A 20082-nucleotide genomic window follows, 5' to 3' on the forward strand; every position below is an offset into this window, starting at 1 on the left:
CTCTCAGCCGATGGTCGCGGCGAGGACGCGGAGCCAGTTCTCCGTGCCGAGGCGGGTGAGGAGCGCGTCGTCGTAGCCGTGGGCGCGGAGCGCGTCGATGAGCACGGGCAGCCCGGCGACGGAGCCGATGGCGCGCGGGATGAGGGCGCCGTCGAAGTCGGATCCGAAGGCGACGCGGGTCTCGCCGACCCGCTCGATCAGCGCGTCCAGGTGGCGGATCATGGGCTCAAGCGGCGTGTCGCTGCGCATGGCGCCGTCGGATCTCAGGAAACAGGTGGCGAAGTTGAGGCCGACGAGGCCGTCGCTGTCGCGGATGGCGTCGAGCTGGCGGTCCGTCAGGTTGCGGGCCGAGGGTGTGACCGAATGGGCGTTGGAGTGGGAGGCGACCAGCGGTGCCGTGGTGAGCTGCGCCACGTCCCAGAAGCCCTTCTCGGTGATGTGCGAAAGATCGACCAGGATGCCCATGGCGTTGCAGGCGCGCACGAGGCGCTTGCCGGCATCCGTGAGGCCGGGGCCGGTGTCGGGCGAGGACGGGAAGCGGAAGGGGACGCCGTGGCCGAAGGCGTTGTTGCGGCTCCACACCGGGCCGAGGGAGCGCAGGCCGGCGGCGTGGAGGACGTCGAGGAAGTGCAGGTCGGTGTCGATCGCCTCGCAGCCCTCCACGTGGAGGACGGTGGCGAGCGCGCCGCGGTCGATCGCGGCCCGGATCTCGGCGGCGCTGACGCAAAGGGCGACGGATCCGTTGGAGGCGCGGACGATCCGGTGGAGGAGCGACACCATGGCGACCGTGCTGGCGCGGGCGTCGTTGAGCGAGAGGACCGGCGGCAGCGGCAGGTCGTAGCCGCCGGGCACCATGCTGTTGGCGTTGTCGGCGAGGGCGCGCGGCGACGGCGGGAAGACCGCGAAGAGGCCGCCGACCATGTGCCCGTCCCGGGCGCGCGGCAGGTCGAGCTGGCCTTGCGTGCCGCCGTCGAGGAAGAGAGCGACCGGATCCTGCGAGGGCGTCAGGTAGAGCCGGAGGAGAACGTCGTTGTGGCCGTCGAAAACCGGAATGGGAGCGGACATCGGGCGCTTTCGGTTGGCCGGCCGATCACCACCCGCGCCCTTCGGCGACCGTCGCCGATACGCTGGCGACGGCTTGCGGCGTGAAGGGGGACGGCGCCCGGCCGGACGTGAATCGATGGGCGGGCCCGCTCGCGTGGCCGCCTCGTGCGGGGCCGATCATGGGTGATCCGTCCTCCGGCGGCAACCGTTCCCGTGCGGGCAGGTGCCATGCGGCGGCCGTCAGCGACCGCGTGACACGGGCGGCGACCGGATACCCGGCGCCCGGCGGAGGACCCGGACGTCACTCGCGGCGGAGCGCCTCGATCGGGTCGAGCCGGGCGGCGCGGCGGGCGGGGAAGTAGCCGAAGGCGACGCCGACGAGGGCGGAGAACAGGAAGGCGCCGACGACGATGGTGGGATCCACGTCGAACGGCAGCGACAGGCCTTGCGCCGCCGCGAAGGCGAGGCCGAGGCCGAGCAGGATGCCCACCAGCCCGCCGAAGAGGGAGAGCACGATCGCCTCCACCAGGAACTGGGTGAGCACCTGGTGCTCCAGGGCGCCGATGGCGAGGCGGATGCCGATCTCGCGGGTGCGTTCGGTGACCGAGACCAGCATGATGTTCATGATGCCGATGCCGCCGACAACGAGGCTGACCGCCGCCACGGCGCCGAGGAGGCCGGTGAGGACGGTGGTGGTGGCCGTCATGGTCTGGACGATCTGGCGCATGTCGCGGACGGCGAAGTCGTCCTTCTCGCCGGCCTGGATGCCGCGCCGCTCGCGGAAGAGATCGGTGGTCGCCGCCTGGACCTTGGCGGTGTCGACGCCGTCGGCGGCGGAGATCAGGATGGTGGCGACCGTGTTGGTGCCGGAGAGGCGGCGCTGGAAGGCCTTCAGCGGCATGACGATGGTGTCGTCCTGGTCGGAGCCGCCGGCGGACTGGCCTTTGGCGGCGAGGACGCCGACCACCTGGCAGGAGACGGTCTTCACCCGCACGGCGGCGCCGACCGGGTCGGCGATGCCGAACAGCTCCTTGCGGACGGTCTCGCCCAGAAGGCAGACGGCGCGCCCGCCGCGTACCTCGCTGTCGAGGAGGTTGCGGCCGAGGGCGACGGTCCAGGCCTGGGTGGCGATGTAGTCGGCGGTGGAGCCAACCACGGTGGTGCTGCGGCTTTCCGAGCCGTAGACGACCGTGGCGGTGGTCCGGCTGACGGGCGCCACCGCCTGGATGCCGCCGACCTGGTCGCGGATCGCCTCGGCGTCGGACACCGCGAAGGCGCGCGCCTCCAGGCTCGGGGCGCCCGGACCGCCCTGCCCCGGCGTGACGAAGAGGAGGTTGTTGCCGAGGCCGCTGAGTTCGGCGGTGATGCGGGCGGTGGCGCCGTTGCCGATGGTCACCATGGCGATGACGGCGGCGACGCCGATGACGACGCCAAGCACGGTGAGGAAGGAGCGCAGGAGGTTGCGCCGGATGGCCACGAGGGCGAGGAGGAGGGCTTCGCCGAGCATCAGCGGGCAAGGACCGGCTGGCGCCGGTCGTCCTCGATGCGGCCGTCCTTGAAGCGCACCATGCGCCGGGCGTGGGCGGCGATGTCGGGCTCGTGGGTGACCATGATGACGGTGATGCCCTGGTCGCGGTTGAGGGCGGTGAGAAGGTCCATGATCTCGCCGCTGGTGCGTGTGTCGAGGTTGCCGGTGGGCTCGTCGGCAAGGAGAAGGAGCGGGTCGGTGACGATGGCCCGGGCGATGGCGACGCGCTGCTGCTGGCCGCCGGAGAGCTCCGACGGGGTGTGGTCCTCGCGGCCGGCAAGGCCGACCCGGTCGAGCGCGCGGGCAGCGAGGTCGGCACGCCGATCGGCCTTGACGCCCCGGTAGACGAGCGGGAGCTCCACGTTTTCGAGCGCGGTGGTGCGCGGCAGAAGGTTGAAGCCCTGGAAGACGAAGCCGATGAAGTTGCGGCGAAGGAGCGTGCGGCCGTCCCGGTCGAGGCCGCCGACGGGCACGCCGTCGAACAGGTAGTCGCCGCCGGAGGGGGTATCGAGGCAGCCGAGGATGTTCATGGTGGTCGACTTGCCGGACCCGGACGGGCCCATGATGGCGACGAACTCGCCCTGGCGGATCTCAAGGTCCACCCGGGCGAGCGCCGTCACCTCCGCCTCGCCGCGGCCGTAGACGCGCGAGACGTTGTGAAGGGCGATGAGCGGCGGGGGGAGCGGGCCGGCGTCCATGGTCGGTCCGTCACTGGGTGGTGTAGTCGACGACGGCCCGGTCGCCGGGCTTCACGTCGCCGGAGCGGATGACCGTGAGCCGCCCGTCGGTGGAGCCGATGGTGACCGGCACCGGCTCGGGCGCGCCGCCACGATCGACGTAGAGGATGCGCTCGCTGCCGGCGACGGACGGCGGCCTGGCCTCGCCGCCGGCCGGCGGGCGGGGCATGAAGAAGCGGAACAGGCCGGCGTTGGCGCCGCCGTCCGCGGCACTTTCCGGCGGGGTGAAGCGGAGGGCGGCGTTGTCCACGAGGAGCGCGTTCTCCACGGTCTCCACCACGATGTCGGCGGTCGCCGTCATGCCGGGGCGGAGCGACAGGTCGCTGTTGTCGACGGTCAGGAGCGCCTTGTAGGTGACGACGTTCTGGGTCGTCTCCGAGGCGTAGCGCACGTCGCGGATGACGGCCGGGAAGGTGCGCTCCGGATAGGCGTCGACCGTGAAGGTGGCAGCCTGACCGATGTCGACGCGGCCGACGTCCGCCTCGTCCACGTCGACGCGGAGTTCCATCTGGGCGAGGTCCTCGGCCAGGGTGAAGAGCACCGGCGCCTGGAGCGAGGCGGCGACGGTCTGGCCGGGGTCGACGGAGCGCGTCAGCACCACGCCGTCGATGGGCGAGAGGATGCGCGTCTTGGCGAGGTTGGTCTCGGCGACGCGAAGGTCGGCGGCGGCGACGGAAACCTGGGCGAGCGCGCTGCGGCGGGCGGCGACGGCCCGGTCGTGGGCGGCGCGGGCGGTCTCCAGTTCCTGGCTGGAGATGACGGAGCGCTGCTGAAGGACGGTCTTGCGGTCGAGGTCGCCCTTTTTCTCGGCGATCGTGGCGTCCGCCTCGGCGACGTTGGCCTCGGCTGCGGCAAGCTTTGCGGCGGCGCTCTCCACGGCGGCGGCGAGCCGGTCCGTGTCGAGTTCGGCGAGGACGTCGCCCTTGGCGACGCGGGAGTTGTAGTCGACCGCCACGGTTCGGACGGTGCCGGACTGCTCGCTGCCGACCTCCACCTGGTTGGTCGGGTAGAGCGAGCCGGTGGCCGTGACGGTGACGACGAGGCCGCCTTGGGTCACGGGCCGGCTGGTGTAGGTGGTGACGGGGACGCTGCGGGTGGTCCACCAGGCGGCTGCGCCGCCGACGAGGCCGAGAATCACCAGCGTCCAGAAGATCCGGCCGGCGATCTTTCGCGGGCGACGGGCGCGGGCGGCGCGCTCCAGAACCTCCTTCACGCCCGGCCGGGCCTCGGCAATGGGCGGGGCCGTCTCCGACGAGACACCATGACGGGCGTCGCCCGGAGGGGCGCCCGCGCGGGGATCGTCCGGCGGGGTGCCCTTGCGGGCTTCGGGGCGAAGATCGGTCACCGTCATCACGCGTCATCCACTGCCGACAGGCCGGCTGGCATTGAATATGGGGACGGTGCCAGATCCGGCGACGTCGCGCCCATGTCCATGTGTAACGAGGTTTCACGGGGGTTCGCCCCGAGATGGATCAAGTGGATGGCCGGCGTGCCGGAAACCCGGTAAGGAACGCGCCGAACCCATCCGCCGCCGAGCAGCCGCCGGATACAAAAATCCGGATCGGCTCCTCGGGACAGACGAGGTGCGGCGGGATTTCCCGCGCGCCGGAGACCCGCGCCATGACCGGATCGACGACCACCACCCCTGCCCTCGACCGCCTTGCGACGGCGCGGCCCTTCCCGACCGACGCGGACCTTGCCGCCGCGGCGGCGGATCCGGACACGCTGGTGGCCGCCGTGATGGGGGTGCTGGACGAGGCGGTGCGGACCGGCGAAACCCTGCCGGAGGAGGAGCGCCTGCTCATCTTCGGGCTCGCGGCGCTGTCGACGGTCCCGTCCCGCCCCCGCCTCTTCGGCAACCTGTTGGTTGCGCTGCGGCTCAACCCCTACGTGTTCGCGCGGATCTATGGCGATGTCGCCGACAGGGCGATCCCGGCTCTTCTTGCCGCGTTCTATGTGGAAACCGAGCACGATCTGCTTCTGACCACGCTCAACCGATCCGCGCCCTTCTATGTGCTCGTTCCCGCGCTGAGGGTGGCTCAACGGGTGGCGTTCGACGGGCGTTTGGACCGGACGGCGCTCGACGACCGGCTGCTCCAGACCATGAACTGGTCGTACGACGACACCGACGAGGCCGTGTGGGAGGCCATGGAGGACGCCATCACGGCGCTCGGGCTGCCCCGGTCCATGGCCCGCCTGCGAATCGCCCTCAAGACGGTCGTGGCGGACGGCGACGCAACCATGGGCCAGTTGGAGACGCGCCATGCGGCCGCGCTCCGCAACCCGGCCGATCCCGCCGCCATGGAGGCGGACGGGCTTCTGGCTCTCGATCATCCGGACACGAGGGACGCCCTGTTGGGCGTCTACGCCCGACCAGAGGCCGTGGAGTCGATCGGCCGGTCGCCGCTGGATGTGCCGGTGGCGGACCTGAACTGGCTCGCCGGCCAGTTGCTCCGCGTCGCGCCGGAAACCGGCATGAGGCTGGGGGAGTTGATGGGCTTCTTCCACGGCCTCGCCGTGGCGCCGCTGACCGTGCCGGAGGACGAGTGGTTTCCGGTGCTGATGGTGGGCGTGGACGATGTTCCATTGCCCCAGGTCGCGACGCGGCCCGAGGTGGAGGCGCGCATGCGGGCGATCGCGTCGGCCTTCCTGGCGGCGGTGACCGACGAGGTGGATGCCGGCGTCGAGACGATGGATGCCGCCGACTTCGAAGGATCGACTGGCGAGGAATGGGCGACGGGCTTTTCCATGGCGCTTGCGATCGACCCGGACCGTTGGGCGGAGTGGCTGACCGACATCGGCGCGGCGGACCTCCTCGGCCTCGTGGCCATGCTCGCGACGCCGCCGGGGCAGCGGCGTTCGGGCGGGCTGGACGACATCGACCGGGCCATGGTGATCGCCAACATGCCCGTCGTCCTGACCGCCTTGCGCCGCACCCGCATGACCGACGTGCCGTTCGATCCGACGGTGATTCCCCGGCCGGAGAGCGCGATTCCCAAGGTCGGGCGGAACGACCCGTGCCCGTGCGGCAGCGGACTGAAGTACAAGAAATGCCACGGCCGCTGAGCGCCGGACGCACGCAGGCGTGAAAGGCGCGCCGGAAACCAAAGCCGCCGAAATCCGTTTGGTCTGAGAAACCTTCGGCAACGTGCCGGGATTGAACGGATAATCGGACCAGGCTCATCATGGGTTCCCCGCGCAGAGGAAAATTGCTCGCCATCGACGGACGGACCGTCCATGTGATCGAAAGCGGGTTCGGCACCCCCGTCGTCGTGCTGCATGGCTGCGGGAGTATCGCCGAGGAGATGATGGGCGCGCTGGAGCCGCACGCGGCCGGGCTGCGGCTGATCGCGCTCGATCGTCCGGGCTACGGCTTCAGCAGCCCGCTGACGGGCGATGCGGGGCCGGCCGCCCAGGCCGATTGGCTTCGCGACGTGCTCGACGCGCTGGGGCTGGAGACGGCGGTGGTGCTTGCCCATTCGCTCGGCTCGGCGACGGCGCTGTCGTTCGGCCTGCGCCATCCGGAGCGGCTGACGGCGCTGGCGCTGATCGCCCCGTTCTGCCGGCCGACGGACCATCCGGCCATGCCGCTGATGCGCGCCCTGACCACGCCGGTGATCGGCGACCTCATCCGCCAGGCCGTGCTGCCGCACCTGGTGCCGCTGATCGGGCCGGGGCGGCTGGCGATGGCACTCGCGCCGGACCGGGTGCCGGACTATCTCATCGACTTTCCCTTCGCCCATGTGGCGCAGCCCGTGGCGACCCAGACGATGGCGGCGGAGCTGATCGCCTTCAACAGCCTCGGCCACGAGGCCTGGGCGGAAATCGCGGCCGTTCGAGCGCCCGTGGCGGTGATCGTCGGCGAGAAGGACACCATCGCCGAACCGGTCCGCCATGTGGACTGGCTGACGTCGCTCCTGACCGGCGCCGAGGTGACGGTGTTGCCGGGCGTCGGCCATACGCCGCACCACGCGGATCCGCGGGCGGTGCTGGACGCCTTGCACCGGCTGATCCACCGGGCGATCGGCGAGGAGGACGAGCCGGATACGGACGCGGGGCTGACGGAGCGGGTGCCGGCGGCGGTCGTCTGATCGGACCACGGGATGCCGCCGCGCGATGGGGACGCAACCCCGGCGCTCGCCGGTCGTTGGACGGGGACGGGCCGCTGATGGCGGACCGTCGACCTGAACGCCCGCAACCCGATGGGAGAGCCCGATGACCCAGTATTGCGTCGTCCGCCGCGAGTACGTGAACCACACTCTGGTGGACGAGGCCGTGTTCGACGGCTTCGACAGCGCCAGCGAAGCGGAGGCACGGGCCAACGCCGAGGACGCCAGCCGCGCCTACCAGTTCTACGGCTTCGACGAAGCCGGCGGCTACTGGTGGGGCAAGAACACCGGCAGCAACGAGTTCCGCTTCACGGTGGAGCCGGAGGGATCGCTGGTCACCGCGAAGACCGTCTGACGGCGCTGCGACCGGCATCGGAAGCTGAAGCCAAGCCTTTGGCGCCGCATGAATTTTCCAATCCGAAAATGCCCCCTCCCGGGGAACGAAGCGCATCGCCAGCCCTTTGGTGCGTGACCGGCGCGCGGCTTTGCCCTCGCCTCTCCCCGAACCGAAAAGGATTTGGCCATGAGAGCTCTCGTCTGGCACGGCAAAGAGGACATCCGCTGCGAGACCGTCCCGGATCCCACGATCGAGGAGGGCCGCGACGCCATCATCAAGGTGTCGAGCTGCGCCATCTGCGGATCCGACCTGCACCTCTACAACGGCTTCATGCCCGGCATGAAATCTGGCGACATCATGGGCCATGAGTTCATGGGCGAGGTGATGGAGGTCGGCAAGGACAACAAGAAGCTGAAGGTCGGCGACCGCGTGGTGGTGCCTTTCACCATCGTGTGCGGCGAGTGCGACCAGTGCCGGCGCGGCTTCTTCTCGGTCTGCGAGCGGTCGAACCGCAACGCCAACCTCGCCGAAAAGGCGTTCGGCCGCACCACGGCCGGCCTCTTCGGCTACACCCACCTGACCGGCGGCTATCCGGGCGGACAGGCCGACTATGTGCGCGTGCCCTATGCCGACGTCGGGCCGGTGAAGGTGCCGTCGAGCCTTTCCGACGAGCAGCTTCTCTTCCTCACCGACATCTTCCCGACCGGCTGGCAGGCCGCCGTCCAGTGCGAGATCGAGCCGACCGACACGGTGGCGATCTGGGGCTGCGGACCGGTGGGCCAGATGGCGATCCGTTCGGCGGTGCTCCTGGGCGCCAAGCAGGTGATCGCCATCGACAATGTGCCGGAGCGCCTGTCCATGGCCCGCGCGGGCGGGGCCATCACCATCAATTTCGACGACGAGAGCGTGATGGAGCGCATCGACGAACTCACCGACCGCAAGGGGCCGGAGAAGTGCATCGACGCGGTGGGCCTGGAGGCGCATGCCTCGCGCTCGCTCGACAGCATGGTGGACCGGGCCAAGCAGGCGGTGATGCTGGAGACAGACCGGCCGCACGTGCTGCGCGAGATGATCTACCTCTGCCGGCCGGGCGGCGTGCTTTCCGTGCCGGGCGTCTACGGCGGCTTCCTCGACAAGATCCCGTTCGGCGCGCTGATGAACAAGGCGCTGACCGTGCGCACCGGCCAGACCCACGTGAACAAGTACATCCACGACCTGCTGCGGATGATCGAGGAGGGCAAGATCGACCCGTCCTTCGTGATCACCCACACGGTGTCCATGGAAAAGGGTCCGGAGATGTACAAGACCTTCCGCGACAAGGAGGACGGCTGCATCAAGGTCGTCATCAAGAACTGAGGAGACGGCCATGACCCATCATCGGACAGACTACGGGATGGACCCGCGCGCCATGGCGACGGGGCTCGGCTGGTTCTCCATCGCCCTCGGCGCCGCGGAGCTTCTGTCGCCCGGATCCGTGACCCGCTTCCTCGGCCTTCGCGGCACCGAACCGGTGGTGCGAACCTTCGGCGTGCGCGAGGTGGCGACCGGGATCGGGCTTCTGACGGCGCGCGATCCGGCGCCGTGGCTCTGGGCACGGGTGGCGGGCGACGCGCTCGACATCCTCACCGCCTCGACGGCGCTGGAGCGGCACAACCCGCAGCGGGGCAACGCGGGCCTCGCCCTCGCCTCGCTGATCGGCATCACCGTGCTCGACGTGATGGCGGCGCGCGCCGCCCAGGCGGACCGGCACGAGCGGACGAGCCGGGTCTACGACTATTCCGACCGGAGCGGCCTGCCCCGCTCGCCGGACGCCGTGCGGGGAACCGAACGGGCCACCGGCGAGACGGAGGACGAGCGCTGGCCGCGGGCCGCCGTGGGTGGCGCAAGCCACGGCGCCGGCCTGGAGGACGGGTCCGAGCCGGCCGCATCAGACCGAGGACGGGTGTAGATCCCGCGGTATCCGATACCGACAATGCAGCGAGCGGCCGGCATCCGCCGGCCGTTTCCACAGGGTTCAATCGGCCGCTTCGGCCGGCACCGCCGGGTGGTTGGTAGACGGCGAGGCCGCCACGTAATCGGCGCCGAAAGCGGTGAGCAGGCGGTCGCGAAGCGCGTCCATGCGCCAGACCGGGGCGTCCGGCGGCGGCAGCAACGTCGGGGCGAAGCCCCAGTCGGCGATCCGGTTGAGAACCGCCGGGTCGCTGGCGAGGATGTGGACGGGCACGTCCCGCGTGGCGCCCTCCCCGGTGACGAGCGGCGCCGGCTGGTGGTCGCCGAGGATGATCATCACCAGATCCTCGCCGCCGAAGGTCTCCGCGTAGGAGATGAGGTTCGTCAGCGCGTATTCGATCGACAGCCGGTACTGGGTGCGCACGCGCGCGGTGTCGCGCCAGACCACGTCCGGCGGATCGCCGCGGAGCGTCATCGGGTCGAACACGGTGCCGTCGCCGACCGCCGTCCAGGGCACCATGTCGGGCAGCGGCGTCCACGGCGCGTGGCTGGAGATGAGGGCGATCTCGGCCATCAGCGGGCGCCGCGGACCGGGCTTGCGCTCGCGGGCGTGGAGCGTGGCGAGCGTGTACTGGTCCGGCATGGTCACCCAGTCGAACGGGCGCCCGCGGTAGCCGAGGTCGGCGGCGGCGTAGATGGTCTCGTAGCCAAAGGTGGTGCCCTCCGGCCACGGCATGGTGATCGCCGGCATCACCGCCACGGTGCGCCAGCCGGCCTTGTCGAAGGCGTCCACCAGGGTGAAGCGGTCGCTGGCGATCAGGCTGTCGTAGCGCTGCTGGTTGCCGATCCACAGACCCGACAGAACCGTGCCGTGGGCAAGCCAGCTCTGGCCGCCGACCGTGGGCGAATCCAGGAAGGCGCTCCGGACGTCGATGCCGGCGGCGGCGAGGCGGGCGTCTCCGTCGCGAAGGACGGTGGTGACCTCGGACGCGAAGAGCGGGTTCTCCAGCGCGTCGCGGCCATAGCTTTCCACAAAGACGAGGAGCACGTCCTTGCCGGCGAGACCGGCGAGCAGGCGGTCGGCGGGCACGTCGTCGAAGGCGTCGATGGCGGCGACCTCGCGGAAGGTGTCGAGGTCGGCGAGGCTGACGCGGGCGCGGGCGATGCGGTCGACCACGAGCCGGCTGGCGTCGGCGCTCGCCAGCGGCTGACCGGGGGCGAGGCGCACGTCCGCGAAGGAGAGGAGGCTCCAGGCGGCGGCGGTCGCAAGCGCGCCGAGCGCCGCCGGGCGGCGGTGCCGGCCGACGATCCGGGCAAGGCGGAGCGTGGCCCAGAGGGCGAGGCCGAGGATGGCGGCGACCGCCAGGACGGCGAGCGCCACCGCCGCATAGGCTCCCGCCGGCCCCAGCGTGCCGGTGAGAAGATTGAGGGCGGACGGCAGGATGTGCCAGTCGAGCACCGGGTCGAAGGGGCGCGCGAAGGCGGTGCGGGCACCCATGTCGGCGATCGACAGGATCGCCGTCGCGCCGATCGTCAGGCCGGCGATCGCCGCAAGCAGCAGGCGGATCCGGTCTGCCGCGAGGGCCAGCAGGAGAACGAGAAGCGCGGCCTCGAGCGGGACGCGCAGGAAGGCGTACGGCGTGATACGCTCCACCGCATCCGGGAGAAGCAGCGCGATGAGGATGAGGGTGATCGCCGCGACACCGGCGACCGTAGAAGAGAGGGACCGTTCCGATCGCCCGTCCCGGCCGGGGTGGCGGGCGGGGCTCCGGTCCATCCTCTTGTCCTCCCGATGCATGACTGATGATCTCCCCACACTCCGCAGATGATCCGAATATCCGGCCCCGGCGCAAGGGCTTCCGCATCCTTGGCTGGACGGGATGGCGATGGATCGCCGCCCCTCTCCTCCTCGGCGCGGTCGCGGTCGCGGTCGATCCGGCGGCGCTCGGCGCGGCGCTCGCCCGCACCCGGCCCGAGATCGTCGCGCTCGCGGCGGTGGTGGTCGCCCTGCAGATCCTCGCGTCCGCGTGGCGCTGGCGGTATACGGCGGGCCGCCTCGGCCTGGACCTGCCGTTCGCGACCGCGGCGGCGGACTATCACCTTTCCAGCCTGCTCAACATGGTGTTGCCCGGCGGTGTCGCCGGCGACGCGCTTCGGGCCCTTCGTCCGCGGATCACGGCCGATGGACGATCCCCGCTGCGGGCGGCGATCCGGTCCGTGGTGATGGAGCGGATGGCCGGCCAGGTGGCGTTCGCGGCCGTGGCGGCCGGCGGGCTCGCGGCCGCGACGGTCGCCGGGCTGCCGGGCGTTCCGAACGGCGCCGGGGCGCTGGTGGCGGCGGCGCCCGCGACGATCGCGGCGGGGGCCGGCCTGGTGGCGATCGCCGCCCGGCTGGGACCCACGCCGGTGCGGGACGGGCTTCGCGACCTCGGGCCGGACCTGCGACGGAGCTTCTGGACCGGCAACGCCTTCTGGGTGCAGGCGGCCGTCAGCCTCCTGATCGCGGCGAGCTACGTGGCGGTGTTCTGGCTCTGCGCCGAGGCCCTCGGCGCCCCGTTGCCGGCGTTCGGCGTGCTGGTGCTGGTGCCCCTGGTGCTCCTCAGCATGCTGGTGCCGCTGTCGATCGGCGGCTGGGGGGTGCGCGAGGCCGCGGCCGCCGCGCTCTGGCCGCTCGCCGGGCTTTCCGCCGCCGAAGGCGCCGCGACGGCGGCCCTCTACGGGATCGTGGCGATGCTCGGGACGGTGCCGGGCCTGGCGGTGCTGGCGATCCGCCGGCCGGGCGCGCATCAGCCCGGCGGCAGCGAGGCGTAGACGTCGCCGGACGGCGCGTCGGCGGCAAGCGCCGCCAGGGTGGCCCGCATGGCTTCCGCCGATTGCCAATCGGCGTGGAGGAAGCGGTGGATCTCCCCCTCCGTGCGGTTGAACCGGTAGGGGCCGAGGGCGGCGAGCCGGTCCAGGCAGGCGAAGGCGAGATCGCGGGTGGCGGGGAGATACTCGAAGGCGACCACCGGCACGGCGGTGGAGAGGCCGGCCAGAATGTCGGGCTCGTACCCCTCCACGTCGATCTTCACGAAGGCCGGCCGCCCGTGCGCGGCGATCAGCGCGTCGAGCGTGACCACCTCCACGTCCACAGTCTCGTCCCAGCGAACGGCGGCGAAACCGTCGGTCCGGGACACCGCGTCGATCCACGGGCGGCTGAGGGTGGAGACGGTGGGGTGGCGGCGGCTGACAGCGAGCGGCAGACGGCCGGGCGCCGCGCCGGCGGCGGCCTGCAGCAGGGTCATCCGGTCGGCGGGAAGGATCCGGCCAAGGAGCGCGTGGAGCCTCGGCTGGGGTTCCAGCGCCACCACGCGGGCGCCGAGCCCGTGGAGGACGCGCGCGCGGTTGCCCACGTGGCTACCGATGTCGAAGGCGAGATCGCCTGGGCCGACGAAGTCCGCGTAGAGGCGGCGGAGGGTGCGGGTCTTCCAGGGCTGGCCGTAGTAGACGGCGAGCGAGCGCGCGATGCCCGCGTAGGCCGGCAGCGCCTCCATCACGACGCGGGATCCCGGCCCATTGCGGAGACCCGGGCGCGCGCCAGGTGACGGATGTCGGTGCCGAACGACCAGGTGAGCGCGGCGAGCGCCAGGGCGGCGAGCGGCGCGCCGAGCGCGGGGCCGACGGGCGGCATCATCAGGACGGCGAGCACGGCGCCCTGGAGGACACAGACCGCCTTGCGGCGGAACGAGGGCGGCAGCGGACCGGCGAGCCAGGGCCAGAGCGCAGCGGCGGCCACGAAGGCATAGCGCATCAGGCCGATGCCGAGGGCCCAAAGGCCGGCCTTGCCGGTGGCGACCGCCAGGGCGCAGAGCACCAGGATGGCGAAGGCATCGGTTTCCATGTCGAAGCGGGCGCCGAACGCCGTCTGCGGGCCGAACCGCCGCGCAAGCCAGCCGTCGACCCCGTCGAGGAGAAGGCCGGTGACGGCAAGGCCGGCGAACATCCAGGCGAGCGCTTCGGACGCGGTGCCGGCCATCTGGTCCACCAGGTGACCCGCCATGAGCGCCGCGAGCATCAGGCGCGCGAGCGTGACCATGTTGGGCAGGCCGAAGGGCCGCGCGGGCTCCGACGTGACGGCGACCAGCAGGCCGCCGCCGGTTGCAACCGTGAGCGACGCGAGGGCGCCGACGACGCCCGCGCTGGTGAGCGCCGCAAGGCCGGTGGCCGCGACGGCGACGAGGATGAGCCCGAAGAGAAGGGGCCTCGCCCGATCGGTGGAGGCCAGGGTTCCGGTGGTGAACGAAGACAGAGACGACATGATTGCAATCAGAACCGAAGTGTTCGCCTGGAAGGGTTCTGGAGCGCGTCCTCCCTGACGGAATTGTCAGGTCGGAAAGTGCTCCAGAGTCAATGGCCTGGAACGATCAAGTCATGCAACTCGATCGGAGACTGTTCTAGTGCGCCGCCGCCCGGCGGCAAACCTCATCGAGCCTGCACATATCTCTTCTGACTTGCATTGCACCAAGCCGTGATCACGTGCTGCATCGCACACAGGTTCGAGAGCAAACCGTTTTTTCCTCGTATGAATATATCGAATTTTTTCTTCAAAACACTACATCCGGTAAAGGGTCGCTAACCAAAACCAGCGTCAACTGACTGCGTTTGGCGAGGGGGCCTAGTTCGGATCGCTTCGGATCCGGTGTCTGAGGACCAGGGAAGGATCTCTGTTCACCCAAGCTGTTTCGCGTTGATGTGGTGGTCGAGTGATGATGCTGATCTCTGCAAGTACGGCACTGGTTGGAATCTTGGCGGGTCTTCGTCTGAGCGCCGCCGGAACGATCCTGGCGGCCGGCATCGGCGCCGTGGGAGGCACGGCGGTGCTGATCGGGCTCTACGGGTTCGCTGAGGGGGGGCTTACGGCGCTGGCGGCGATTGCCGCGTTCAACGTCGGGCTCGGAACGGGCTACGGGGCGCGCACCATGCTCCGCGCACGGTCGCGGCGGGCCATTCGGGCGAAAGCCGAGGCGGCCGGCGCCCACACGGCGGGTGCCAGCATCGCGCACTCCTGACGAGGCGCGGCGTCGGTCAGGACGTGGGCGGCGCAGCCGTGCCGGCGAGGTTCACGCGCTCCCAGACGCGGGCGTCATGCCCGTTCTGGATCGTGTCGAACCGGATTCCCGACCGGTCCCAGGTCCGCACCCGCCGCGACAGGTTGTCGAGAACCAGATCGCCGCGGTCGGTTCGCACCACGAGGACGGCGTGATATTCGCCGCTCCGCAGGTGGCCCGTCGCCATCCTGAGGGCGCTACTAGGCAGGCCGAGGCGGATCAGCATCTCCCGCTTGGCGAGCGCATAGTCCTCGCAATCGCCCGACCGCCCGCCGACCTTCCAGTTGTCCGGCGCTCCGGCCTTCTCGGCCTGCGGGCGGATCGCCTGGTTGACCAGCCGATGGGCGCGCTCGACCAGAGCGAGCGTGGCGTGGTCGAGCCGGACGGCGCCCCTGCCGTCGGCGACGAGGCGGCCGGCGCGGTCGGTGCAGATCTCCGGCGACCGACGACACAACATGGTGAACCCCCACGGCTCGTGGGCCGTGCCATCCACCGCGAGCTGCGTGGTGAGGGGCAACGCGGGCAGGCTTTTCGGCGGCGTGACGAAGCCTGCGCTCGCCCGATCGACGACAAAGGCCGCGCCGGCCAACGCGGCCAGGACAAGCGTCACCCCTACCCGTTTGCGCACCATCGCCCCCTCCGGTCACGGTCACGTTCCGGGCAAGCATGATTTATATGCAGCGCACATCATAATTAGGGAAAACGCTTAGCCGCCTAGGCGCCGCCTCGATTCCGCCAGAGAATTCAGGGAAACAGGCCGTGGAACCGCCAAGGGCGCCCATGTGTTGACTGCCCGACCGTGTCTTTTGGGAGACTCTTGCTTCCAATTGGAATGATCCCGGACAGGTCCATGGCGGCGAAGCGGATCAAGACTTCGCAGCAGTCGATCGACGTCGGCACCCGTGGCCGGGCCCGCCATGCGGCCCGGCGGCGCCATCCTCATGTAATTCCATGGGTACGCCCCTGTAACAGATGCGGTTTTTTCTATGAGAATACCACGTGTTGCGTTGCAACAATTTTAGCTTTATCTTATGGATATCGGGACTGGCGGGGCGTATGGTGCCTGCACCGAGTCACCTCACCTGTTTCCGGTATCCATAGATCATCCTGCCGTCCGATCGGACCGAGTGCCCTTGATGCAAATGCGGTTAACCGACCCGTCCTGACACGTGCGTCAAGCCGATGTTTCGATTGCTTTTCGATCCAGGGCTAACATACTGTTAAAGGGCGAGTTGATGGTTGTTTACCGTATCGCAACATTGGTTATCGATTTGTCTAATTGGCCTTCCGCGTTCTCCGCGGGCTCTGGTGGGTCAGACCACTGAGCTTGTTATTTTTCTGGAGTTCGAAATGCGTTCAAAAGAGCAAGCCAGCTCGTTGAAGCGGTTCGCGAACCTTTTACTGACCATGCCGACGGTTTTGTCGGCCCGTACCTCGGAAATACCGGCCGTCGGTCTGGCCCACGCCTCGGCTTCGGACTCCTCTGGTCCGGAGACGTCCCTTTCTGTGATCTGGCAGCCCCAGGGCGAGAAGCGCGCCCGGAGCAGCCGTCCCATCGGGTCGACCGGCACGTCCGCCCGTCGCTCTCCCGCGCAGCACCATCCGGTGCGTGCCGCCGAGCCGGTGTCGACGATCGTCGGCACGGCGCGGCCCTGGCAGCACGGCCTGAAGCGGGCCATGGACTTCAGCCTCGCGCTTGCGGCGCTGATCGCCCTCAGCCCCCTGCTCCTCACCATCGCGCTGATCATCAAGACGACCAGCCGCGGGCCGGTGTTCTTCAAGCAGTACCGTGTGGGTCTCGGCAACAGCCAGTTCGAGATCTACAAGTTCCGCTCGATGTTCACCGAGCGATGCGACCTGACGGGCGTGTCGCAGACCACGGAGAACGATCCCCGTGTGACGCCGATCGGCCGGTTCATCCGCAAGACCAGCATCGACGAGCTGCCGCAGTTGCTCAACGTGCTGAAGGGTGACATGTCGCTGGTCGGCCCGCGGCCCCACGTCGCCGGCATGCTGGCGGGTGGCGTTCCCTACGAGGAACTGGTGGCGAACTATCCCATGCGCCATGCCATGCGGCCCGGCCTCACCGGCCTCGCGCAGGTGAACGGCTTCCGCGGCCCGACCACCGACGCCACCAAGGCGCGGCTGCGGGTGGAGTATGACCTGGAGTACATCCGCCGCTTCTCGATCGCCCTCGACCTGCGCATCATCCTGCGCACGGTTTGGACCGAGTTCCTCTCCGGGTCCGGCTACTGACCGGTCGGAAAGGCCGATGCCTTTAGGCAGGCGGTGGGTCGGGGAACGAGGTGGCCGGTCCGCCCCCGGGCGGTCCGGATAAGGTTGCGCCGAAGGAAGCTGTCGTCTCGGTTGCCGCAATGGCGAACAGGGTCGTCGGGGCCGGGTGTCGGAGAATCGCGGTCGCGGTGAACGGGACCGGATGTTGAACGATGTGGACGGGGCCGCGTGGCCCCGTTTTTCGTTCGTGCTGCGCCGGGCCCATCGCCGCTTCAAGACCAGAATCGGTGCGCCGCGGCCGGGGAAGGATGTGACCGGTTCCGCACGGTCGTTGATCGGCCGGCGGCATGCTAAGAAGCAGCCTGTCATGATCTGCGGACAGGCAAGGGTCGAAGCGTGCGCTACCTGATCACCGGCACGGCCGGCTTCATCGGCTTCCATCTGGCGCGGCGGCTTCTCGACGAGGGGCATTTCGTCACCGGGTTCGACGGGATGACGCCCTATTACGACATCGCCCTGAAGGAGCGGCGCGTCGCCATCCTGGCCCGATCGAACGCCTTTCGTCCGATAATGGGGATGCTGGAAGACAGGGCGGCACTCGACGCGGCGGCGGATGCGGCGGAGCCGGACGTGATCATCCACCTCGCCGCCCAGGCGGGGGTTCGCTACAGCCTGGAGAACCCGAAGGCCTATGTGGATTCCAACCTGACCGGTTCGTTCCACATGCTGGAACTCGCCCGCCGCCTGAAGCCGGCGCATCTCCTGCTGGCGTCCACCAGTTCGGTCTATGGTGCCAACCCGAGCATCCCATTCCGGGAGACGGACGACACCGCGCGGCCGATGACGCTCTATGCGGCCACCAAGGCTTCCATGGAGGTCATGGCTCACGCCTATGCCCACCTGTTCGCCATCCCGACGACGGCCTTCCGCTTCTTCACCGTCTACGGCCCGTGGGGACGGCCCGACATGGCGCTGTTCAAGTTCGTCGACGCCATCACCCGCGGGGAACCGCTGGAGATCTATGGCGAGGGCGCCATGCAGCGCGACTTCACCTATGTGGACGACATCGTGGAGGGCATCGTCCGCCTCGCGGCGGTTCCGCCGGGAGAGGCCAATCGGGTGACAGACCCGCCGGAGATCGACACGCTCAGCCCGCTCGGCCCGTTCCGCACGGTGAACATCGCCGGCGGAAACCCGATCGGTCTCCTGGATTTCGTCGACCTGGTGGAACGCGAGGTGGGCCGGCCCGCCCGCCGGGTGATGCTGCCCATGCAGCCGGGGGACGTGCCGCGCACCTTCGCCAGCCCCGATCTCCTGAGGGCGCTGACCGGCTTCGTGCCGGCCACGCCCCTTGAGGACGGCGTGCGGGCCTTCGTGACGTGGTACCGGACCTATCGAGGGCTGTGACGCCCCCGGGCGGGGCGAAAAGGGCGACCCGGGGAAGTTAAGCGCCGTCCAGACCGGCTAGCCGGCGCGGGGATCGGACGACCTGGGATTGCTTTGCCGGCGATCAGAGGGCGCGCGAGAAACCGCGGACCGCCGGGCGGAGCGGTTCGGAGCCGCGATCGGTCGGAAGCGCGTTCGTCGGCATCTCGGACGGAACGCAGACGCCGGCAGGACCGTCCGGGGCGCCGGAGGGCGGCAGGATGGAGCCGGTTCGCACCGGGTCGACCAGCACGGACTTCGGGACGTGCATGTTGAAGGCGGCCGAGGTCGACACCGACGCCAGTCCGAGGACGGCGGATACCAGGGTGACGGTCAGGATGCGGGGGGCCACGGTCTTCTCCAAGGGTCATTTCCTCATGAACCCAAGGGGTAGCAAAACCCTCTAACGGACCGGCAAAACCCGCAGCATCATTTCAAGTCTAAATGTGGCGGCCGCGCTCACGAACCGTTCACCATGGCTGGAAAACCCCGGAATAGCGCGCGTTGACAGGAGGTCGGGCGCCTTCTCCAGCGTCCAGGGGTGCGTCAAGTCCGGGCGAACCCGGACGTCAAGAATTGCGAAGAAGGGCCTGGAGGAGGGCGGGATCAGCCACGGCGAGGAAGTGCGGGTTCGCGAAATCCACGTCCGCTGCCTGCCTGCGCTTGCCATAGGCGAGCGGTTTGCCATCGAAGGTGACCACATGGCCGCCGGCGGCCCGCAGCACCGCATCGCCGGCAGCGGTATCCCATTCCATGGTGCGGCCATGGCGGGGATAGACGTCAGCCCTGCCTTCCGCGAGCAGGCAGAATTTCAGCGACGACCCGACCGACAGGAAGGTGGCGTCCGAAATGGCGGCAAGGAAACGGGCGGTCTCCGCCGAGCCGTGCGACCGGCTGCCGACGACCGCGAGCGCTCCAGCCGGGCGCGGGCGAGCGGTGATCGGCGCGAAAGGGCCGGGTCGGCCGTCTGTGACGCTCGCGGCGAAGGCGCCCTCCCCGCGTCCGCCGCCGTAGAGTCGGCCGAGCGCGGGCGCGTAGACGACACCGCAGACCGGCGCGCCGTTTTCGATAAGGGCGATGTTGACGGTGAACTCGCCGTTGCGGGAGACGAACTCCCGCGTGCCGTCCAGCGGATCGACGAGGAAGAAGCGTTCGCCGATCTCGGCCTGACGCCCGGCGGCGCTCTCCTCCTCGGCAATCACCGGGATGTCGGGGTGAAGCGCCGCGAGACCCTTCAAGATGACGGCCTCGGCCTGCCGGTCGGCCTCGGTCACCGGCGAGGCGTCCGCCTTGTTCTCCACCGCGAAGGCCGTGCCGTAGACGTCGAGGATCACAGCGCCGGCGGCGAGGGCAAGGTCGGCCAAGGGTCGGAAGGACAGCATGCGAAACGTCTCGTTGGGCCCTCGAACGGCGATCGGGAGCGCGGGACCCGACGCGCTCTTCGCACGTGCAGTAAACGACTCTTGCCCAAACCGGAAGTCTCGCTTACCAATGAACCATGCGACGGAAACCGTTTGGTTTCGTGTATTGCGTTGCGTTTCAAAGATCTATTTTTTCGATATTGAACGACGTCGTCATCGCGAAGCGAGAAAATCAACATTTCCGTTCCAGTATCCGGCTCTGCCTGCCA

The 20082-nt window shown here is 69.6% G+C and carries 19 protein-coding genes; 9 read left to right on the forward strand and 10 right to left on the reverse strand.

What is annotated here, in order from left to right:
• Nucleotides 1-3: 3 nt before the first annotated feature.
• From BUQ68_RS03235 to BUQ68_RS03250, 4 genes are all read right to left on the reverse strand, one after another.
• Complete coding sequence (locus tag BUQ68_RS03235; RefSeq protein ID WP_075214502.1) at nt 4-1065, reverse strand: dipeptidase; 1062 nt, start codon at nt 1063-1065, stop codon at nt 4-6.
• Between the two features lie 280 nt (nt 1066-1345).
• Complete coding sequence (locus BUQ68_RS03240) at nt 1346-2551, reverse strand: ABC transporter permease (protein ID WP_075214503.1); 1206 nt, start codon at nt 2549-2551, stop codon at nt 1346-1348.
• A complete protein-coding gene (locus BUQ68_RS03245) occupies nt 2551-3270 on the reverse strand; it encodes an ABC transporter ATP-binding protein (RefSeq protein WP_075214504.1) in 720 nt (239 codons plus the stop codon). Before BUQ68_RS03245 ends, BUQ68_RS03240 begins: the two co-directional genes overlap by 1 nt.
• A 10-nt stretch (nt 3271-3280) precedes the next feature.
• A complete protein-coding gene (locus BUQ68_RS03250; RefSeq protein WP_083656218.1) occupies nt 3281-4660 on the reverse strand; it encodes an efflux RND transporter periplasmic adaptor subunit in 1380 nt (459 codons plus the stop codon).
• A 269-nt stretch (nt 4661-4929) separates the two neighbouring features.
• Here BUQ68_RS03250 and BUQ68_RS03255 point away from each other — a divergent pair, with 269 nt between their 5' ends.
• The 5 genes from BUQ68_RS03255 (at nt 4930) to BUQ68_RS03275 (ending at nt 9703) form a co-directional block, all read left to right on the forward strand.
• Nucleotides 4930-6375 (forward strand): UPF0149 family protein, encoded by a 1446-nt coding sequence (locus tag BUQ68_RS03255; protein ID WP_075214505.1) that lies wholly within the window; start codon nt 4930-4932, stop codon nt 6373-6375.
• 119 nt (nt 6376-6494) lie between these two features.
• Complete coding sequence (locus BUQ68_RS03260) at nt 6495-7400, forward strand: alpha/beta fold hydrolase (protein ID WP_083656220.1); 906 nt, start codon at nt 6495-6497, stop codon at nt 7398-7400.
• 124 nt (nt 7401-7524) lie between these two features.
• The gene (locus tag BUQ68_RS03265; RefSeq protein WP_075214507.1) at nt 7525-7773 is read left to right on the forward strand and encodes a hypothetical protein; all 249 of its coding nucleotides are present in this window, start codon (nt 7525-7527) and stop codon (nt 7771-7773) included.
• A gap of 168 nt (nt 7774-7941) precedes the next feature.
• The gene (locus BUQ68_RS03270) at nt 7942-9111 is read left to right on the forward strand and encodes a zinc-dependent alcohol dehydrogenase (RefSeq protein ID WP_075214508.1); all 1170 of its coding nucleotides are present in this window, start codon (nt 7942-7944) and stop codon (nt 9109-9111) included.
• A 10-nt stretch (nt 9112-9121) separates the two neighbouring features.
• On the forward strand, nt 9122-9703 hold the full coding sequence (locus BUQ68_RS03275; protein WP_139315134.1) for a hypothetical protein: 582 nt from the start codon (nt 9122-9124) through the stop codon (nt 9701-9703).
• A 66-nt stretch (nt 9704-9769) separates the two neighbouring features.
• On the opposite strand, the gene BUQ68_RS03280 is transcribed toward BUQ68_RS03275, so the two are convergent.
• Nucleotides 9770-11482 carry an alkaline phosphatase family protein gene (locus BUQ68_RS03280; RefSeq protein WP_083656222.1) on the reverse strand — a complete coding sequence of 571 codons (1713 nt, stop codon included), beginning with the start codon at nt 11480-11482 and terminating at the stop codon, nt 9770-9772.
• A 26-nt stretch (nt 11483-11508) separates the two neighbouring features.
• Here BUQ68_RS03280 and BUQ68_RS03285 point away from each other — a divergent pair, with 26 nt between their 5' ends.
• The gene (locus tag BUQ68_RS03285) at nt 11509-12516 is read left to right on the forward strand and encodes a lysylphosphatidylglycerol synthase transmembrane domain-containing protein (protein ID WP_083656224.1); all 1008 of its coding nucleotides are present in this window, start codon (nt 11509-11511) and stop codon (nt 12514-12516) included.
• On the opposite strand, the gene BUQ68_RS03290 is transcribed toward BUQ68_RS03285, so the two are convergent.
• Together BUQ68_RS03290 and BUQ68_RS03295 are read right to left on the reverse strand one after the other, a co-directional pair.
• Nucleotides 12492-13238 carry an FkbM family methyltransferase gene (locus BUQ68_RS03290; RefSeq protein WP_075214510.1) on the reverse strand — a complete coding sequence of 249 codons (747 nt, stop codon included), beginning with the start codon at nt 13236-13238 and terminating at the stop codon, nt 12492-12494. The two genes, BUQ68_RS03285 and BUQ68_RS03290, sit on opposite strands and share 25 nt — an antisense overlap.
• On the reverse strand, nt 13238-14002 hold the full coding sequence (locus BUQ68_RS03295) for a CDP-alcohol phosphatidyltransferase family protein (protein ID WP_075214511.1): 765 nt from the start codon (nt 14000-14002) through the stop codon (nt 13238-13240). Before BUQ68_RS03295 ends, BUQ68_RS03290 begins: the two co-directional genes overlap by 1 nt.
• A 487-nt stretch (nt 14003-14489) precedes the next feature.
• On the opposite strand from BUQ68_RS03295, the gene BUQ68_RS03300 reads away from it, so the two are divergent.
• Nucleotides 14490-14753 carry a hypothetical protein gene (locus BUQ68_RS03300; RefSeq protein ID WP_139315135.1) on the forward strand — a complete coding sequence of 88 codons (264 nt, stop codon included), beginning with the start codon at nt 14490-14492 and terminating at the stop codon, nt 14751-14753.
• A 16-nt stretch (nt 14754-14769) separates the two neighbouring features.
• On the opposite strand, the gene BUQ68_RS03305 is transcribed toward BUQ68_RS03300, so the two are convergent.
• The gene (locus BUQ68_RS03305; protein ID WP_075214513.1) at nt 14770-15423 is read right to left on the reverse strand and encodes a transglutaminase-like cysteine peptidase; all 654 of its coding nucleotides are present in this window, start codon (nt 15421-15423) and stop codon (nt 14770-14772) included.
• Nucleotides 15424-16346: 923 nt separating this feature from the next.
• On the opposite strand from BUQ68_RS03305, the gene BUQ68_RS03310 reads away from it, so the two are divergent.
• Together BUQ68_RS03310 and BUQ68_RS03315 are read left to right on the forward strand one after the other, a co-directional pair.
• A complete protein-coding gene (locus BUQ68_RS03310; RefSeq protein WP_425349496.1) occupies nt 16347-17048 on the forward strand; it encodes a sugar transferase in 702 nt (233 codons plus the stop codon).
• Between the two features lie 375 nt (nt 17049-17423).
• Complete coding sequence (locus tag BUQ68_RS03315) at nt 17424-18434, forward strand: NAD-dependent epimerase/dehydratase family protein (RefSeq protein WP_075214515.1); 1011 nt, start codon at nt 17424-17426, stop codon at nt 18432-18434.
• Between the two features lie 103 nt (nt 18435-18537).
• On the opposite strand, the gene BUQ68_RS03320 is transcribed toward BUQ68_RS03315, so the two are convergent.
• On the reverse strand, nt 18538-18816 hold the full coding sequence (locus BUQ68_RS03320) for a hypothetical protein (RefSeq protein ID WP_075214516.1): 279 nt from the start codon (nt 18814-18816) through the stop codon (nt 18538-18540).
• Nucleotides 18817-19021: 205 nt separating this feature from the next.
• Nucleotides 19022-19834 carry a 3'(2'),5'-bisphosphate nucleotidase CysQ gene (gene cysQ, locus BUQ68_RS03325; protein ID WP_075214517.1) on the reverse strand — a complete coding sequence of 271 codons (813 nt, stop codon included), beginning with the start codon at nt 19832-19834 and terminating at the stop codon, nt 19022-19024.
• Nucleotides 19835-20082 lie beyond the last annotated feature (248 nt).

It is taken from the genome of Mongoliimonas terrestris, assembly GCF_001927285.1.
GTDB lineage: Bacteria > Pseudomonadota > Alphaproteobacteria > Rhizobiales > Pleomorphomonadaceae > Chthonobacter > Chthonobacter terrestris.

Coding starts and splice junctions, on each gene's coding strand:
- BUQ68_RS03275 (WP_139315134.1), top strand. CDS start 9,122: ATGACCCATCATCGGACAGACTACGGGATGGACCCGCGCGCCATGGCG.
- BUQ68_RS03260 (WP_083656220.1), top strand. CDS start 6,495: ATGGGTTCCCCGCGCAGAGGAAAATTGCTCGCCATCGACGGACGGACC.
- BUQ68_RS03245 (WP_075214504.1), bottom strand. CDS start 3,270: ATGGACGCCGGCCCGCTCCCCCCGCCGCTCATCGCCCTTCACAACGTC.
- BUQ68_RS03295 (WP_075214511.1), bottom strand. CDS start 14,002: ATGTCGTCTCTGTCTTCGTTCACCACCGGAACCCTGGCCTCCACCGAT.
- BUQ68_RS03265 (WP_075214507.1), top strand. CDS start 7,525: ATGACCCAGTATTGCGTCGTCCGCCGCGAGTACGTGAACCACACTCTG.
- cysQ (WP_075214517.1), bottom strand. CDS start 19,834: ATGCTGTCCTTCCGACCCTTGGCCGACCTTGCCCTCGCCGCCGGCGCT.
- BUQ68_RS03240 (WP_075214503.1), bottom strand. CDS start 2,551: ATGCTCGGCGAAGCCCTCCTCCTCGCCCTCGTGGCCATCCGGCGCAAC.
- BUQ68_RS03305 (WP_075214513.1), bottom strand. CDS start 15,423: ATGGTGCGCAAACGGGTAGGGGTGACGCTTGTCCTGGCCGCGTTGGCC.
- BUQ68_RS03270 (WP_075214508.1), top strand. CDS start 7,942: ATGAGAGCTCTCGTCTGGCACGGCAAAGAGGACATCCGCTGCGAGACC.
- BUQ68_RS03290 (WP_075214510.1), bottom strand. CDS start 13,238: ATGGAGGCGCTGCCGGCCTACGCGGGCATCGCGCGCTCGCTCGCCGTC.
- BUQ68_RS03235 (WP_075214502.1), bottom strand. CDS start 1,065: ATGTCCGCTCCCATTCCGGTTTTCGACGGCCACAACGACGTTCTCCTC.
- BUQ68_RS03250 (WP_083656218.1), bottom strand. CDS start 4,660: ATGACGGTGACCGATCTTCGCCCCGAAGCCCGCAAGGGCACCCCGCCG.
- BUQ68_RS03285 (WP_083656224.1), top strand. CDS start 11,509: ATGATCTCCCCACACTCCGCAGATGATCCGAATATCCGGCCCCGGCGC.
- BUQ68_RS03280 (WP_083656222.1), bottom strand. CDS start 11,482: ATGGACCGGAGCCCCGCCCGCCACCCCGGCCGGGACGGGCGATCGGAA.
- BUQ68_RS03255 (WP_075214505.1), top strand. CDS start 4,930: ATGACCGGATCGACGACCACCACCCCTGCCCTCGACCGCCTTGCGACG.